The 16,861-nt window shown below is 53.6% G+C and carries 13 protein-coding genes and 1 riboswitch; of the genes, 4 read left to right on the top strand and 9 right to left on the bottom strand.

Features of this window, described 5'->3' with window-relative positions:
- Positions 1 to 357: 357 nt before the first annotated feature.
- Positions 358 to 1,209: a glutamate racemase gene (gene murI / locus H7A81_RS18030; protein ID WP_182058281.1), complete on the bottom strand. Its 852-nt coding sequence runs from the start codon at positions 1,207 to 1,209 to the stop codon at positions 358 to 360.
- Positions 1,154 to 3,025, bottom strand: a complete 1,872-nt coding sequence (gene btuB, locus H7A81_RS18035; RefSeq protein ID WP_182058282.1) for a TonB-dependent vitamin B12 receptor BtuB — start codon at positions 3,023 to 3,025, stop codon at positions 1,154 to 1,156. Before btuB ends, murI begins: the two co-directional genes overlap by 56 nt.
- Positions 3,026 to 3,094: 69 nt before the next feature.
- Positions 3,095 to 3,276: riboswitch (cobalamin riboswitch) on the bottom strand.
- A gap of 111 nt (positions 3,277 to 3,387) precedes the next feature.
- Between btuB and trmA the strand changes: the two genes are divergently transcribed.
- A complete protein-coding gene (gene trmA / locus H7A81_RS18040; protein WP_182058283.1) occupies positions 3,388 to 4,491 on the top strand; it encodes a tRNA (uridine(54)-C5)-methyltransferase TrmA in 1,104 nt (367 codons plus the stop codon).
- A gap of 36 nt (positions 4,492 to 4,527) precedes the next feature.
- Here trmA and H7A81_RS18045 read toward each other — a convergent pair whose 3' ends face one another.
- Positions 4,528 to 4,884 carry a YijD family membrane protein gene (locus H7A81_RS18045; protein ID WP_182058284.1) on the bottom strand — a complete coding sequence of 119 codons (357 nt, stop codon included), beginning with the start codon at positions 4,882 to 4,884 and terminating at the stop codon, positions 4,528 to 4,530.
- An 18-nt stretch (positions 4,885 to 4,902) separates the two neighbouring features.
- Complete coding sequence (gene fabR, locus H7A81_RS18050) at positions 4,903 to 5,547, bottom strand: HTH-type transcriptional repressor FabR (RefSeq protein ID WP_034823706.1); 645 nt, start codon at positions 5,545 to 5,547, stop codon at positions 4,903 to 4,905.
- A gap of 194 nt (positions 5,548 to 5,741) precedes the next feature.
- Between fabR and sthA the strand changes: the two genes are divergently transcribed.
- Positions 5,742 to 7,142 carry a Si-specific NAD(P)(+) transhydrogenase gene (gene sthA, locus H7A81_RS18055; protein ID WP_021506825.1) on the top strand — a complete coding sequence of 467 codons (1,401 nt, stop codon included), beginning with the start codon at positions 5,742 to 5,744 and terminating at the stop codon, positions 7,140 to 7,142.
- Here the strand turns inward: sthA and oxyR are convergent.
- The 5 genes from oxyR to argC all read right to left on the bottom strand — a co-directional run bounded on the left by oxyR (position 7,125) and on the right by argC (position 12,783).
- Positions 7,125 to 8,042 carry a DNA-binding transcriptional regulator OxyR gene (gene oxyR / locus H7A81_RS18060; protein ID WP_034823715.1) on the bottom strand — a complete coding sequence of 306 codons (918 nt, stop codon included), beginning with the start codon at positions 8,040 to 8,042 and terminating at the stop codon, positions 7,125 to 7,127. The genes sthA and oxyR overlap by 18 nt on opposite strands.
- A 264-nt stretch (positions 8,043 to 8,306) precedes the next feature.
- The gene (gene argH / locus H7A81_RS18065; RefSeq protein WP_058960104.1) at positions 8,307 to 9,680 is read right to left on the bottom strand and encodes an argininosuccinate lyase; all 1,374 of its coding nucleotides are present in this window, start codon (positions 9,678 to 9,680) and stop codon (positions 8,307 to 8,309) included.
- Positions 9,681 to 9,756: 76 nt separating this feature from the next.
- Entirely contained in the window at positions 9,757 to 10,974 is a 1,218-nt protein-coding gene (locus tag H7A81_RS18070) for an argininosuccinate synthase (RefSeq protein WP_038644110.1), read from the bottom strand.
- Positions 10,975 to 10,989: 15 nt separating this feature from the next.
- Positions 10,990 to 11,763 (bottom strand): acetylglutamate kinase, encoded by a 774-nt coding sequence (gene argB, locus H7A81_RS18075; protein ID WP_058960105.1) that lies wholly within the window; start codon positions 11,761 to 11,763, stop codon positions 10,990 to 10,992.
- Between the two features lie 15 nt (positions 11,764 to 11,778).
- The gene (gene argC / locus H7A81_RS18080) at positions 11,779 to 12,783 is read right to left on the bottom strand and encodes an N-acetyl-gamma-glutamyl-phosphate reductase (RefSeq protein ID WP_182058286.1); all 1,005 of its coding nucleotides are present in this window, start codon (positions 12,781 to 12,783) and stop codon (positions 11,779 to 11,781) included.
- A 170-nt stretch (positions 12,784 to 12,953) separates the two neighbouring features.
- On the opposite strand from argC, the gene argE reads away from it, so the two are divergent.
- Together argE and ppc are read left to right on the top strand one after the other, a co-directional pair.
- The gene (gene argE / locus H7A81_RS18085; protein WP_045815696.1) at positions 12,954 to 14,102 is read left to right on the top strand and encodes an acetylornithine deacetylase; all 1,149 of its coding nucleotides are present in this window, start codon (positions 12,954 to 12,956) and stop codon (positions 14,100 to 14,102) included.
- Between the two features lie 246 nt (positions 14,103 to 14,348).
- Positions 14,349 to 16,861: phosphoenolpyruvate carboxylase (gene ppc / locus H7A81_RS18090; protein ID WP_182058285.1), on the top strand; the 2,513-nt coding region annotated here is incomplete at its 3' end.

Consider the following 16,861-nt stretch of genomic DNA (forward strand, 5'->3'; position numbering starts at 1 on the left):
TGTAAAACGTCATAATGAATTTCATTATGTGTTCACTCGTGAGACTTGATATTTTTTACGTCCGGAGACGCTGATATCAATCCTGCGAGTGCCCACACAGATTGTCTGATAAATTGTTAAAGAGCAGTGCCGCGATTTCTCAAGCGGCGCGGGATGCGTATATTACGCTTTCCGCATTCTCAGTCAAGCATTTATTTTTGCTTTTCTGAAGGTTGCCTTGAAGGCCACCTCCTGAACACTTCGCTTCGTAAGCCGTTGTTCCGTGTCAGTGGAGGCGCAGTATAGGGATTTCTTTTTGGCTGACAAGCGCTAAATGCAAATTAAATTCTGAGTGCTGTTTTTTTCGTCGAAACCCCACTAAATCGCCAGTTTTTCCAGCAATGGAAAGCCATAACGCCGTAGAACCGGTGATAATTGCACCGCCTCCTCATCCATAAGCGTGCAGAACGCCATATTTTGACCAGAAGAAACGGCGTGCGGCGCTTCATGTTCTAATAACCATACTGTGCGGCGTGCAATGGCTGCACCGGAATCCACTAACCGCGTGCCTTCAGGCAGTACCATTTGCAGCTCGTCACGCAATAGAGGAAAGTGCGTACATCCCAGGACGACAGTGTCAGGTGGCTCTTTCATGCGAAGCCAGGGTTGCACAGCATGGCGCACATCAGAGAGTTCCACCCCTTCACCATGCAGTTTCGCTTCCGCCAGCTCTACCAGTTCAGCAGAACCCAACATTTCGATTTTGCACTCGCGCGCAAACTGCGCCACCAGCTCATGAGTATAAGGACGTTTTACCGTGCCGCGTGTTGCCAGTAATCCCACGACACCATTCCGCGTGAGACGCGCAGCGGGTTTAATCGCAGGAACAACACCGACAACAGGAAATTCGAAGCGCTCACGCAGTGCGGGTAGAGAAACAGTACTGGCGGAGTTACAGGCAATAATCACTAATGCCAGCGGAAAGCGTTTTGTAATCGCGTCGACTACGGCAACCACACGCTCGACAATAAAGTCTTCGGTTTTTTCACCGTAAGGGAAACCTTCATTATCGAAGGCATATAAATAGTGAAGATCCGGCAATAACTGCCGGACCTCATCATAGACGGAGAGCCCACCGACGCCGGAGTCAAACACCAGCACGGTGGGACGCAGATCAGAAGCTGTAGCTGGCGCTGAGGTAATACTCCGTTCCTGGAGTTGGATAGCCATACACTGTCTCGTAGTCTTTATCGAACAGGTTGGCAATTCTACCACGAACGGTGAGTTGTGATGTGACCGGATACGAGACTGCGAGATCCCACAAGCTCACACCGCCCAATTTCACGCGCTGCGGCGTGTAAGAGTGGTTGTAATCGTTATCGTAACGATCGCCAAGATAGTGATAGGTCACAGACCAGTCAAAATCGTAGATTGTCCAGTCGAGTTGGTATTTCACCTGCTGCTTAGCACGGCGTACCAGCTGCTGATTAGTCTCTGCATCACGCGCATCAACATAATCGTATGAGATTTGATGGCTGAACGGGCCAGTATCGAAGGATGCTGTTGCTTCCACCCCTTTGATGCGTGCTTTATCGATGTTGTAATAAACGTACGTGCTTGGGTCGCTATCAATCAGATTGTCGATATCATTGCGGTAGCCGGATACACGCCAGTTTACCGGGCCCGTCAGCCCCTCAAAGCCCCCTTCCCACTGCTTGCTCTTTTCAGGCTTCAGATCCGGGTTACCATACGTCTGGCTGTAAAGCTGTCCTAAATTAGGCGATTTGAATGCCGTACCGTAAGAAGCGAAAACACGGTAGCCGTCAACAAACTCCCACGCGGCACTGCTCTGCCAGGTGTTATGCCAGCCAAACGCATCATTGTCGTCGCCACGTACTGCCCCTTCCAGCGTTACGCTACCGAATTGCTGCTGCGCAGTAGCATAAATCCCAGTATTACGTTGTTCCTGACCTTCAATAGTGGAGTTAGTACCCGGTTCTGAAGTCTGTTTCTGCCAGTCCACGCCCCCGCTGATCGCACCATGTCCGACCTGCATAGTGTTACCCCACTGCAGGTTGTACTGCTGCACATCATTTAATGAGGCGGTCGCATCGTATTTACCGAGTTGCGGGCTGTAGTTGTAATCTTTGGTATGGCTGTAGCTGGCGATTAATTGGGATGAGTAGATACCCTGATTGAAGCGCAGACCGGTATCCCAGGTTTGGCTGTAAAGCTGGCGAGTATCGACAAAGGTGTTCGGCTCTACATAAGTAGGGTAACCATCGTAAGCCGTTCGGTTGTCGAAACCATAGCCACGCACGAAACCGCTGAATTCATCGTTAAATTGATGCTCCAACGATCCATACAAGGTTTTGCTCATAAAGCCGTCACGGTCTTTCTGCGCGGGATCGCCGTAAACGTCAGGCAAGTTGGCCACCACGTCGTAACCCTTGGTGTAGGTATAATTACCCGCCATGGTGAGTTTGGTGGCATCCCCCAGCATTTGCTGCGTGGAACCATCATAACTTTGGTAGCCATTGGAACCGACACCCGCCGTCAACGTGGTACCTGCTTTATCGCGGCCGGTAATAATGTTCACCACCCCACCAATCGCATCCGAACCATAAACCGCTGAACGCGCGCCACGGATATATTCGATGCGCTGCACCAGTGACAACGGAATCTGGCTTAGATCAGACGAACCAGAAATACCCGCCTGATTGAGACGAACGCCGTCAATCAATATCAGCACATGGCTGGAGTTAGTACCACGGATAAACATCGAGCTGGATTGACCAAGGCCACCGTTCTGCGCGATATCCACGCCAGGTAAACGGCGCATCACATCCGTCAGGCTTTTCGCTTGCCAGCGATCGATCTCTTCACGGGTGACTACCGTTGTCGGTGCCAGCACCGATGAAACCGGCTGAGCGAAACGATTAGCGGTAACGATTTGCGTATCATCATCCTGAGCGTAGCCATACGCAGCCCAGAGTGAAAGCGCCGTTGCACTGAAGGCACACAGCGTAGTGTTGCTTTTATTCATTGTTGTAAGCATCCAAAAGACGAAGCAGGATGCCGCAGGCCTACAACCGATAGCACGCGATGGTTGCAGTGATTGCGACGACACACCGGCAGGTCTTCGGGCTGAGAATCATAAATGGTGAAAAACTTCCCATCCCACAGGACAGTGTTTAACGATCGATCACCATGACATTCTTTTACCGCTGCGCGTCAGCTCCAGATTCACACTGGATTCCCTTTTAACTCAAGGAGGCCGGCAGTCGCAGTCTACGGTTAAGAAGGTCGGGAATCCAGACTGCCAGCCATCATCTTCTCACAGAACTGGACATCAGCAGGTGAATGCCTACAATCGCCCGGCAAGCTAGCTTATTACCAGGATTAAAGATGACACCCGAACAGCTCCCGATTGAACAATACGACGCGCAACTGGCGGAAAAAGTCAGCCGTTTACAGGCGATGATGGTGCCCTTTGCCGCGCCTGACGTGGAGGTGTTCCGCTCACCGGTCAGCCACTACCGTATGCGCGCCGAATTCCGCATCTGGCATGATGGCGACGATCTGTACCACATCATCTTTGATCAAGAAACTAAGCAGCGCATCCGTGTGGATCAATTCCCTGCTGCCAGCGCGTTGATCAACCAGTTGATGCCAAAATTGATCGATGCGATCCGTGATAACAAAGCGCTGCGTTTCAAGCTGTTCCAGATCGACTACCTGTCGACGATGAGCAATCAGATTGTGATTTCGCTGTTGTATCACCGCAAGCTGGAAGCGGACTGGACGGAAGCCGCCACCGCGCTGCGCGACGCCCTGCGCGCTGAAGGCATTGATGTGCAGTTGATTGGCCGTGCGACCAAAACCAAAATCTGCCTTGATCGCGATTACGTCGATGAATGCCTGCCCGTAGCGGGCAAAGAGATGATTTATCGTCAGGTGGAGAACAGCTTCACCCAGCCTAATGCGGCGATGAACATTCAGATGCTGGAATGGGCGCTAGATGTCACTCAGGGCTCACGTGGTGATCTACTGGAACTTTACTGTGGCAACGGCAACTTCTCACTGGCGCTGGCGCGTAACTTCCATCGCGTACTGGCGACGGAAATTGCGAAACCTTCGGTAGCATCAGCGCAGTACAATATTGCCGCCAACCATATCGATAATGTGCAGATCATTCGCATGGCGGCGGAAGAGTTTACCCAGGCGATGAATGGCGTGCGCAGCTTCAACCGCTTAGAAGGTATCGACCTGAAGAGCTATCAATGCGAGACCATCTTTGTCGATCCACCACGCAGTGGCCTGGATGAGGAAACTGTGAAGATGGTGCAGGCGTATCCACGCATCCTGTATATCTCCTGCAACCCGCAAACCCTGTGCGATAACCTCGCCACGCTGGGTGAAACCCATGACGTGTCGCGGCTGGCGCTGTTCGACCAGTTCCCGTACACCCATCATATGGAATGCGGCGTCTGGCTCACGCGTAAAGCCTAAAACAAAACGGGAACCCTGCGGTTCCCGTTGTTGTATTTAGCTCTTGTTCCTGGCACGGCGGAAGCGCGTGGCAATCCAGAACACCAGCGCCACCATCAAAATGGTCGGGATGAAGTTGGAACCGATATCCGGATATTCAGCACGCACCAGCGCGCTATACACCAGAATACCCAACAGGAAAAACGCCGCAGCCAGTGAAGGCATGCCATCGGGCATATTGCGGTTAAGATAACGCTGATGCAGACACCAGGCTGCGAGGCAAAGGGCGATCAGCGGGAATATCGAAAAAGGCACAAACGTACTGAACAGCACCGAAAAGGAGCCGTTGATCGCTAAACCGGTGATAAAAGCCAGTAACAGGGTTCCTTTATCGCGTGGGTTTTGCTCAATCATTTCATTATCCTTATCACATTACTCTTCGGGTTTTTCCAGGGTCACCGCCAGACGTTCCTGCTCCCGGCGATACCAGTAATAAGCGCCTTTGGCGATCATGCGCAATTGCAGCACCAGGCGATCTTCCAGCTTGCGACGCTGTTCGATATCCACATCCAGCGCTTCCGCACCGGCACTGAACACGATGGTCACCATGGCTTCGGCTTGCGCTTCGGTAAAGCTGCGCGGCATCCGATTTTCCAGCTCAAGGTAATCCGCGAGCTCAGCAATAAAGTGCTGAATTTCTCGCGCAACTGCGGCACGGAACGCGGCCGATGTTCCGGAGCGCTCGCGTAGTAAGAGACGAAAAGCGTTGGGATTGTTCCCGATAAATTCCATAAATGTGGAAACGGAGGTCTTAATGATGCTGCCGCCCTTGGCAATGCGCTGACGTGCCTGGCGCATCAACTGGCGTAACATCAGGCCACTTTCGTCGACCATGGTCAAACCCAGTTCATCCACATCTTTAAAGTGACGATAAAACGAGGTAGGTGCAATCCCGGCTTCACGCGCAACTTCACGCAAACTCAGGCTGGCAAAACTCCTTTCTGCACTTAACTGACTGAAGGCTGCTTCAATCAGCGTACGTCTTGTACGTTCTTTCTGTTGCGCCCTGACGCCCATTTTCCCGGCCTTTTAAGTGATCTGGAAGGCACTATAACAAACTTTTCAGCGTACAGTGGCGCAAAGTTTGTGACCGCCTGTGTACCTCACGCTTTGTCAAAACTGGGGATTTTTCGCTGTTAGAATTCAGAAGTGCGCGGTGAGATGTTAGAATCTCGTTGTAAAAATGTGATAGAAAAATAGGACGTACTGGTATGCAAAAGTCTTACGATTACGATGCCATTGTGATTGGCTCAGGTCCAGGCGGCGAAGGTGCGGCAATGGGCCTGGTGAAGCAGGGAGCGCGCATTGCAGTGATCGAACGCTACCATAATATCGGCGGCGGTTGTACTCACTGGGGGACCATCCCCTCCAAAGCTTTACGTCACGCTGTCAGCCGTATTATCGAGTTCAATCAAAACCCTCTTTATAGCGATCACACCCGACTCCTGCGCTCCTCATTTGCTGACATTCTGAATCACACCGAAAACGTTATCAGTCAGCAAACGGCAATGCGTCAGGGATTTTATGAGCGCAACCGTTGTGAGCTTTATCAGGGCGATGCCCATTTTGTTGATGCCAACACCATCGAAGTTGAACAGCCCGATGGCACCCGCGAACGCTTAACCGCAGAAAAATTCGTGATTGCGTGCGGTTCACGTCCTTACCATCCTGCAGACGTCGACTTTACGCACCCACGCATTTACGACTCCGACTCCATCCTCAATCTGCATCATGAACCTGGCCATGTGATCATCTACGGTGCCGGTGTGATTGGTTGCGAATACGCATCAATTTTCCGTGGCCTGAACGTCAAGGTGGATTTGATTAACACCCGTGATCGTTTGCTGGCGTTCCTCGATCAGGAAATGTCAGATTCGCTCTCCTATCACTTCTGGAACAGCGGCGTGGTGATTCGTCACAACGAAGAGTTCGAGAAGATTGAAGGTGTGAGTGATGGCGTGATCATGCACCTGAAGTCGGGCAAGAAAGTGAAAGCGGATTGCCTGCTGTATGCCAACGGCCGTACCGGTAACACCGATTCACTGGCGCTGGAAAATGTCGGGCTGGAAGCCGATGGTCGTGGCCTGTTGAAAGTGAACAGCATGTATCAGACTGCGCAGCCGCACATCTATGCAGTGGGCGACGTGATTGGTTATCCGAGTCTGGCTTCAGCCGCCTACGATCAGGGCCGTATTGCGGCACAGGCGATTATTAAAGGTGAAGCCACTGCTCATTTGATCGAAGATATTCCCACCGGGATTTATACCATTCCGGAGATCAGCTCAGTGGGTAAAACCGAACAGCAGCTGACTGCGATGAAAGTGCCTTACGAAGTGGGTCGTGCGCAGTTCAAACATCTGGCGCGTGCGCAGATTGTGGGGATGCACGTGGGTAGCCTGAAGATTCTGTTCCATCGTGAAACCAAAGAGATTTTAGGTATTCACTGCTTTGGCGAACGTGCGGCAGAAATTATTCACATCGGGCAAGCCATTATGGAGCAGAAGAACGGCGGCAACACGATCGAGTACTTCGTGAATACCACCTTCAACTATCCGACCATGGCCGAGGCCTATCGCGTCGCGGCGCTCAACGGCTTAAACCGCCTGTTTTAACGACGTGTCCAGATAACCCTGCATGTGGGTTTTGATTGCTTCTGCCAGCTGCTCATAGCGGCTGCGCAGAGGTGATCCTGGGCGATAAACCAAAGCAATCGTGCGCTGCGGAACCGGCTTATAGCAAGGCAGATAGCACACGCCATCACGCACTCGCTCATTCGGCACCGCCAGCGAAGGCAGCAAAGTAATGCCGCTTCCTGCCGCGACCATGTTGCGTAGCGTTTCCAGGCTGGTTGCGCGGAAATGGGTATCTTCATCCGCACCGGCTTCGAAGCAGAAGCCCATGGCTTGATCGCGCAAGCAGTGGCCATCTTCCAGCATCAGCAGCTTTTCGCCGGCCAGATCAGACATCGGCACACGATCGCGGTCGTGCCACGGATGATCCTTGTAGATCGCCAGCTTCATCGGCTCGTCAAACAGCGGCACCTCAATAAAGGCTTCGCTCTCTTTCACCAGCGCCAGAATCGCGCAATCCAGTTTGCCACTGTCGAGTTGTGCCAGCAGTTGCTGCGTTTGCGCTTCGTGCAGGTACATTTCGAGTTTAGGGAAGGTTTGATGCAGCATGGGAATGATCTGCGGCAGCAAATACGGGCCAGTGGTTGGAATCAGACCAATATGCAGCGGTCCGGACATCGCTTCACCCTGTTGGCTCGCCATCTCCTTCAGCACTTTGACTTCGCGCAGCACAGTTCGCGCCTGATCCACCAGCAACAGTCCAGCCTGGGTAAATAACACCTTACGGCTGGTACGCTCCAGCAGCATCACACCGAGCTCATCTTCAAGCTTACGAATCTGACCGCTCAAGGTAGGTTGGCTGACATGACACGCATCAGCTGCACGCCGGAAATGGCGATGCTCCGCAAGCGAAACCAGATACTCCAGATCACGAATGTTCATTGATATCCTCCAAACCACGATAGCCCGTGGCGATAGATAGAATAGCAATGAACGATTAGCCCTATCAAGCAGTGAACAGGAATAATACCGGCCATACGAAGCAATGTTGAATAAGAAGCTGAGATGACATAGAGCATCACCTGCAAACAGCTTAGAAAATCAGTGTGTTGGCCGGGAGTGCCAGCGCTTGATGATGTGCCTATAACAATATGTATTTCTGAAGCTAGAGGTTGGCGGGCTACCGAAAAGGAGCCCGCTCTTTTTTTAGCCTAAACGCTTTTTCGCTTCAGCGATGGCAAATGCGACTTGCTGAGGCGACACCCCGCCCTGTGCATTACGCTTGTCGAGGCAGGATTGCAGCGACAGGATCGGATAAACGTCATCCTCAATCACCGCACTGAACTGCTTCAATTGCGCCAGGCTTAATGCTTCCAGCGCCACGCCCTGCTTGATCGCTTCAACCACGGTTTCACCAACAATGTGGTGCGCTTCACGGAACGGTACACCTTTGGCCACCAGATAATCCGCCAGTTCGGTGGAGTTGGCGTAACCCTGCTCGGCCGCTTCCTGGCAACGTGGGCGTTTCACCTGAATGCCATCCAGCACCAGTACCGACATGTGCAAACAGTCGACCCAGGTATCAAGCGCATCGAACAGCCCTTCTTTGTCTTCCTGCATATCTTTGTTGTAGGCCAGCGGCAGACCTTTCAGCGTCATCATCATGCCGGTCAGTGCGCCCTGCACACGGCCACATTTACCGCGAATCAGCTCCAGTGCATCTGGGTTCTTTTTCTGCGGCATCAGTGATGAGCCTGACGTCACTTTGTCCGACAGCTCGAGGAAACCTGCCTCACCGGTGTTGAAGAAGATCAGGTCTTCAGCGAAACGTGAGAGGTGAATCATGCCGATTGAGGCATCAGACAGCAGTTCCAGCACGTGGTCACGATCAGACACGGTATCAAGGCTGTTACGTGTGGCAGAGGCGAAGCCTAACCAGCCGGCCAGCTGCTGACGATCGATTTCATAAGCGGTGCCGGCCAGTGCGCCACAGCCCAGCGGACTCACATCCAGACGCTTCAGCGTATCCTGCAGACGGCTTTCGTCACGCGCCAGCATTTCGACATACGCCAGGCACCAGTGCGCAAAGGTCACCGGCTGCGCGCGCTGCAGGTGAGTATAGCCCGGCATCACCGCATCCTGATTGGCTTCAGCGGTGGCAACGAGGGCTGATTGCAGTTCGCGCGTGGCGTCCAGCAGCACTGCGACCTGCTCTTTGCACCACAGTTTCAGATCGGTGGCGACCTGATCGTTACGGCTACGGCCAGTGTGCAGTTTTTTGCCCAGTGCGCCGACTTTGTCGATTAGCTTGCCTTCTACCCAGCTATGGATATCTTCGGCATCGCTTTGCAGAATCTGCTCTGGATTGGCGCGCACTTCTGCCAGCAGTTCATTCAGTGCGCCTTCCAGCTGCTGCTGCTCATCGCTGCTCAGCACATTCACGGTAACCAGCGCTTTAGACCACGCTACCGAACCGGTGATGTCCTGCTCCGCCAGACGATAGTCAAAACGCAGTGAGTCGTTGAACTGTTTGAACCGTTGGTCTGCTGCCTGCGAAAAACGTCCGCCCCAAAGTGCCATCTGCTTTACTCCTGAATGCTGTTATAGAAAGGGCGGCCCGAAGCCGCCCTTGCAAAATGTGTTATCTGCCGCGGTATTACTTCTTCTGCTCGTTCAATGCACGAATGCGTGAAGAGAGAGAGAACAGACGGATGAAGCCGCCCGCGTGGCTGTGGTCGTAAACTTCGTCTTCGCCGAAGGTCGCGAACTCTTCCGAGTACAGGCTGTTCGCCGAGGTTTTCTGAATCGCAGTGGCGTGGCCTTTATACAGCTGCAGTACCACTTCGCCATTCACCTCTTCTGCCAGGGACTCGGCAGCAGCCTGGATAGATTTACGCAGCGGCGCAAACCAGCGACCGTCGTAAACTACATATGACATTTCGTGGCCCAGCTGCTCACGCCATTTGAAGCTGTCACGATCCAGTACCAGCTGCTCAACCGCACGCAGTGCGTTGACCATAATGGTGCCGCCAGGGGTTTCATAGCAGCCGCGAGATTTGATACCGACCAGACGGTTTTCCACGATGTCGATACGACCCACGCCGTGTTTCGCGCCCAGCACGTTCAGTTTCTCCAGGCACTGGAACGGGCTCAGCTTCTCGCCGTTTACCGCAACGACACGACCTTTCTCAACGGTCACAGTGACGTTCTCTGGCTGATCTGGCGCTTCCAGTGGATCAACGGTCCACACCCAGCAATCTTTGTTCGGTGCATTCGCTGGGCTTTCCAGCACGCCACCTTCAGTAGAGATGTGCCACGCGTTCTCATCACGGCTGTAGATTTTTTCCAGTGATGCCGTCGTTGGGATGTTACGCACTTTCAGGTAATCCAGCAGCGCTTCACGTGAACGCAGATCCCACTCACGCCATGGCGCAACTACTTTCAGCTGTGGAGCCAGTGCGGTGTAGGTGGTTTCGAAACGCACCTGATCGTTGCCTTTACCGGTCGCACCGTGGCACAGCGCGTCTGCACCCACTTTCAGCGCCAGTTCAACCTGCGCTTTAGCGATGATAGGACGTGCCATTGAGGTGCCCAGCAGGTAAGTGCCTTCGTACAAAGCACCGGTTTGCAGCACGGGATACACGTATTCGCTGATGAACTCTTCACGCAGGTCAGCAACGTGACACTCAGATGCACCAGACTGCAGCGCCTTCTTCTCAACGCCTTCCAGATCGGCTGGGTCCTGGCCAATGTTGGCCACGAATGCCACCACTTCACAACCGCCGTAATTCTCTTTCAACCATGGAATGATGGCCGAAGTATCCAGACCGCCAGAATAGGCCAGAACGATTTTTTTGATGTTTTGCGTGCTCATGTCTTAAATCCTTGATTATGCGAGAATCCGGGTGCCAATCGACACGCCGTTGAAAAGGGTTGGCAGCTGTTCAGCATGGCGCCAGCTGGCGATATCAACCGGACGACCTAAAGTACGTGCGGCATCGAGTGCCGCGTTCACTTTAACGATCATGCCATCAGTAATAATGCCCTGATCGATCAGCTGCTGTGCTTTATCGGCCGTCATCTCTTCGATACGTTGACCTTTGCCATCGAGAATACCGCTGACATCTGAAAGCAGGACTAAATCAGCACCAATGGTCGCTGCCAGCGCGGTCGCTGCCTGGTCAGCGTTGACGTTCATCAGATCGCCGCCGTCAGTAATACCGATGGAGCTGATCACCGGCATATAGCCCGCGCTCAACAAGGTATTCACCAGCGCTGGATTACCTGGCGTCGCGTTGCCCACATGGCCAAGTTCCTCGTCGAACTGCGCCACGTTTACCAGGCCCGCATCACCGAGGCATAAGCCAACGGCACCAATGCCATATTTCTTCGCCCAGGCCAGCAAGGTCTTGTTCGCTGTACCCGCCAGGGCACCAGTAATAATGTCAATCTGATCGGCTGGCGTCACGCGCAAACCGTTCTTCTTTTTCACTGGCAGAGCGAGCTTCTTCATCAGCTCGTCCACCAGGCAGCCGCCGCCGTGCACAATGATCAGCGGACGCTGATGTTCGTTGCGGTAGGCCAGCAGCGCATCAAACAAGCGGGCCAGTGCTTCTTCGCTATCCAGCAGTACGCCACCCAGCTTAATAATCAATGGATTCATTGCAGTTTCCGTCCGTTAAATCAGAGACAATGTTTCAGGGTAGCCGAAACGAACATTCAAACACTGAACCGCCTGCGAAGAGGCACCTTTCAGCAGGTTATCTTCGGCCGCCACCACAATCAGGTGCTCGCCCTGCATGGCAAAGCCAATATCGCAGAACGGCAAACCGACCACGGCTTTCAATGCCGGTACACCTTTGTCATATACACGCACCAGCGGTTTGTCGTGGTAAGCCTTGTGGAAAGCATCCGCCACGTCTTGCTGGGTCACGCCCGCTTTAAGGCGGCAGGTGGTGGTCGAAAGAATACCGCGCGGGAAGCTACCCAGATGCGGGGTGAAAATCACAGGCGTACCGAGATGCGCCACGATTTCAGGATGATGACGATGATTGAACAAGCCATACGGCTGCAGGCTGACTTCACAGAAGCTGGTGCCGACGTTGGCTTTACGCCCTGCGCCGCTCACACCACTGGTGGCATTGATCACCGGCCATTGTGCATCGTTAAGCAATCCCGCTTCGACCAGCGGTTTCAATGACAGCTGCGCCGCCGTGGGATAGCAACCGGGTACTGCCACCAGCTGCGCATCTTTAATTTTGTCATGCTGCCATTCGGCCAGACCGTAGACAGCTTTATCCAGCCAATCCTGATGCTGATGGCTGAAACCATAATATTGAGTATAGAAAGCATCGTCGTTGACACGGAACGCACCGGAAAGGTCGAATACCACGCAGCCCGCTTTGAGGAATTCAGGTGCCAGATCGTGGCTGACTTCATGCGCGGTCGCGAGGAACACCACATCGACTTTATCGGCCCACTCTGCGGCATCGCTCAGCGGCTGCAGCGGCAAATCGATAATGCCTTTCAGCTGCGGATGCAGATCAGACAGTAATTTTCCGGCATCCGGGCTTTGCGCTGAAACCGCCAAAGCGGTTATGTTCATATGCGGATGGCGATTCAGGTAAGTGGCAAGCTCTACGCCAGCATAACCACTGGCACCAACGATCAGCGTATTCAACATCAGGCTGTAACCCTTATTTACAGTCACTCATTCCGGGTCGCGGCTTTGCCCCGTTGCCCACGATGCCGTTTGCAGATGATTTTACCCTTCACATGCAAGCGACGTTATTGTATTTTTATTCACTATTAATGCATGAATATTGATACATCCTAACCCAAGGACCGTCAACAGTGAAGACAAAATTACCACCTTTTATCGAACTCTACCGCCAGTTGATTGCCACACCATCGATCAGCGCCACCGACAGCGCGCTGGATCAGAGCAATGAAACTTTAATCAATTTGCTGGCGGGTTGGTTCCGCGATTTAGGCTTCAGTGTTGAAGTCCAGCCAGTACCGGGCACGCGTCATAAATTCAATATGCTGGCACGCAGCGGATTGGGCGCTGGCGGCCTGTTGCTGGCGGGCCATACCGATACCGTTCCCTATGATGATGGCCGCTGGACGCGCGATCCCTTCACCCTGACCGAGCACGACAACAAGCTATACGGTTTAGGTACGGCGGATATGAAAGGCTTCTTTGCTTTTATTCTGGATGCGCTGCGTGACGTTGACGTGACCAAACTCAGCAAGCCACTGTACATCCTCGCCACAGCCGATGAAGAGACCACCATGGCCGGTGCAAAGTACTTTTCCGAATCCACCCAGCTGCGTCCGGATTGCGCCATCATTGGTGAGCCGACCTCACTGAAGCCGGTGCGCGCGCACAAAGGTCATCTGTCGAACGTGATTCGTATTCAGGGTCAGTCAGGCCACTCCAGCGATCCTTCACGCGGTGTGAACGCCATTGAGCTGATGCATGAATCCATTACCCAGCTGATGCAACTGCGCAATACCCTGAAAAATCGCTATAACCACGATGGATTTGCGATTCCTTACCCGACCATGAACTTTGGTCACATTCACGGTGGCGATGCCGCGAACCGTATCTGCGCCTGCTGCGAATTGCACATGGATATTCGTCCGCTGCCGGGCTTAACTCTGAGCGATTTGGATGGCTTGCTGAATGAAGCATTGGCGCCAGTGAGCGAACGCTGGCCGGGGCGTTTAACGGTAGGTGAACTGCACCCGCCGATTCCTGGCTACGAATGTCCGGCCGATCATGAGCTGGTGAAAGTGGTAGAGAAACTGCTGGGCGTGCCGACTGAAGTGGTGAACTATTGCACCGAAGCGCCTTTTATCCAGCAATTGTGTCCAACGCTGGTTTTAGGTCCAGGATCGATCAATCAGGCGCACCAGCCAGATGAATTTATCGATACCGCATTTATTAAGCCAACTCATGCGCTTATCACGCAGGTTGTTCAGCATTTTTGTCACTGATTAACAATAGATGGGGCAATTCACTGTTAAAACAGTAAATTGCCCGGTCATTGTTCGGGATTTGATAATAAGAATAACTTATCTCGCTTCCCCCCAAGTTAATTCTATGAATTTCCGGTAGTTAGCAGCGAATTATCGTCAATTTAAGTCAATTGACGAACAGGAAGAACCGTGGCTAGATAAAAGACGATGTTATGCCCGTTGGGTGTAAGGGTACTTTCAAGACGATAAGGGTGTCAGGGTCAAATGAACGAACAATATTCCGCAATGCGAAGTAATGTCAGTATGCTCGGCAAACTGCTCGGGGATACGATAAAGGATGCACTGGGAGAGAACATCCTCGATCGGGTGGAAACCATCCGCAAACTCTCTAAGTCCTCCCGCGCAGGCAATGACACCGATCGTAAGGAACTGCTGAACACGCTGCAAAACCTGTCTAATGACGAGTTACTACCTGTTGCACGCGCGTTTAGCCAGTTCCTCAACCTGACCAACGTGGCAGAGCAGTATCAGACCATCTCCCGCAGCGGCGATGGCGCGAATAATCCGGAAATCCTGAAGAAGACCTTTGAGCGTCTGAAGCAGCAAAACGACATCAGCGAAAGTTCGATTCGCCAGGCGATCGAAGAACTGTCGCTGGAGCTGGTGCTGACCGCTCACCCAACGGAGATCACCCGCCGTACGCTGATCCACATGCTGGGCGAAGTGAATAGCTGCCTGCAGCAACTCGACCACAGCGATCTCTCCGATTACGAGCGCACGCAAGTCATGCGTCGCCTGCGTCAGTTGGTCGCACAAGCCTGGCATACCGATGAAATCCGTAAGTATCGTCCAACACCGATTGATGAAGCCAAATGGGGCTTTGCCGTGGTCGAAAATAGCCTGTGGCAAGGCGTACCGGCATTCCTGCGCGAGCTGAACGAGCAGGTTGAAGAGACTTTTGGTATCAAGTTGCCCGTCGATTTCGTGCCGATCAAATTCACCTCGTGGATGGGCGGCGATCGCGACGGTAACCCGAACGTCACCGCGCCTATCACACGCCATGCGATGCAGTTGAGCCGCTGGAAAGCCGCCGATCTGTTCCTGCGCGACGTGGGCGTGCTGATTTCTGAACTGTCGATGTCCGAATGCAGCGATGAAGTGCGCGACCTGTGCGGCGATCCAGAAGCGCTGGAACCGTACCGCATGATTCTGAAACGTATTCGTGGCCAGCTGATGACCACGCAAGCTTATTTAGGCCGTCGTTTGAAAGGCGAGCGCCTGCCGCGCCCTGCCGATCTACTGGTCTCGAACGATCAACTGTGGCAACCACTGTTCGCCATCTATCAATCTCTGCAACAGTGCGGCATGGGCATCATCGCCAATGGCCAGTTGCTGGATACGCTGCGCCGCGTGAAGTGCTTTGGCGTGCCGCTGGTGCGTATTGATATCCGTCAGGAGAGCACCCGCCACACCGAAGCGATTGCCGAAGTGACGCGCTATCTGGGGCTGGGTGACTACGAAAGCTGGTCAGAAGCCGACAAACAGGCGTTCCTGATCCGTGAACTGAACTCCAAACGTCCGCTGCTGCCGCATCAATGGGAGCCGGGCGACAACACCCGCGAAGTGCTGGATACCTGTAAAGTGGTGGCTGAAGCGCCGCAAGGTTCCATCGCCTCTTACGTGATTTCGATGGCGAAAACGCCGTCGGACGTGCTGGCGGTGCACTTGCTGTTAAAAGAAGCCGGTATTCCTTACGCGATGCCGGTAGCGCCACTGTTCGAAACCCTCGACGATTTGAACAACGCCAATGACGTGATGACGCAACTGCTGAATATCGATTGGTACCGCGGTTTCATCAACGGCAAACAGATGGTGATGATTGGTTATTCCGATTCGGCGAAAGATGCCGGCGTGATGGCCGCCAGCTGGGCGCAGTACGAAGCACAGGATGCGTTGATCAAGACCTGTGAGAAAGCCGGCATCACGCTGACGCTGTTCCACGGACGCGGCGGTTCAATCGGCCGTGGCGGCGCACCTGCACACGCAGCACTGCTGTCGCAACCGCCGGGCAGCCTGAAAGGCGGCCTGCGCGTGACCGAACAAGGCGAGATGATTCGCTTCAAATACGGTTTGCCAGAAGTCACCATCGCCAGCCTGTCGCTGTATACCGGTGCGATTCTGGAAGCCAACCTGATGCCACCGCCCGAGCCTAAGCGCGAGTGGAAAGAGATCATGAACGGTTTGTCAGCCCATTCCTGCGCCATGTATCGCGGCTATGTGCGTGAAAACCCGGACTTCGTACCGTATTTCCGTTCGGCCACGCCAGAGCAAGAGCTGGGTAAACTGCCACTCGGTTCACGTCCGGCGAAGCGTCGTCCTACCGGCGGCGTGGAATCACTGCGTGCGATTCCGTGGATCTTCGCCTGGACGCAGAACCGTTTGATGCTGCCAGCCTGGCTCGGTGCCGGTGCGGCGCTGCAGAAGGCGATGGACGAAGGTCATCAGGATCAGCTGGAAGCGATGTGTAGCCAATGGCCGTTCTTCGCCACCCGTCTGGGCATGCTGGAGATGGTGTTCTCGAAAGCTGACCTGTGGCTGGCGGAGTATTACGATCAGCGTCTGGTTGATAAATCACTGTGGCCGCTGGGTCTGCAGTTGCGCGATCAGCTGGCTGCGGATATCAAAGCCGTGTTGACCATCGCCAACGATGCGCATTTGATGGCTGACCAGCCATGGATCGCCGAGTCTATCGCGCTGCGTAACGTTTACACCGATCC

It is taken from the genome of Pantoea sp. ME81 (assembly GCF_903970985.1).
GTDB classification, from domain to species: domain Bacteria; phylum Pseudomonadota; class Gammaproteobacteria; order Enterobacterales; family Enterobacteriaceae; genus Pantoea; species Pantoea communis.

Bases quoted from the DNA above. Each gene is read 5' to 3' on its own strand.
- oxyR (WP_034823715.1), bottom strand. From the start codon at position 8,042: ATGAACATTCGTGATCTGGAGTATCTGGTTTCGCTTGCGGAGCATCGC.
- H7A81_RS18070 (WP_038644110.1), bottom strand. From the start codon at position 10,974: ATGAGCACGCAAAACATCAAAAAAATCGTTCTGGCCTATTCTGGCGGT.
- argH (WP_058960104.1), bottom strand. From the start codon at position 9,680: ATGGCACTTTGGGGCGGACGTTTTTCGCAGGCAGCAGACCAACGGTTC.
- H7A81_RS18045 (WP_182058284.1), bottom strand. From the start codon at position 4,884: ATGATTGAGCAAAACCCACGCGATAAAGGAACCCTGTTACTGGCTTTT.
- trmA (WP_182058283.1), top strand. From the start codon at position 3,388: ATGACACCCGAACAGCTCCCGATTGAACAATACGACGCGCAACTGGCG.
- argC (WP_182058286.1), bottom strand. From the start codon at position 12,783: ATGTTGAATACGCTGATCGTTGGTGCCAGTGGTTATGCTGGCGTAGAG.
- argB (WP_058960105.1), bottom strand. From the start codon at position 11,763: ATGAATCCATTGATTATTAAGCTGGGTGGCGTACTGCTGGATAGCGAA.
- sthA (WP_021506825.1), top strand. From the start codon at position 5,742: ATGCAAAAGTCTTACGATTACGATGCCATTGTGATTGGCTCAGGTCCA.
- btuB (WP_182058282.1), bottom strand. From the start codon at position 3,025: ATGAATAAAAGCAACACTACGCTGTGTGCCTTCAGTGCAACGGCGCTT.
- fabR (WP_034823706.1), bottom strand. From the start codon at position 5,547: ATGGGCGTCAGGGCGCAACAGAAAGAACGTACAAGACGTACGCTGATT.
- murI (WP_182058281.1), bottom strand. From the start codon at position 1,209: ATGGCTATCCAACTCCAGGAACGGAGTATTACCTCAGCGCCAGCTACA.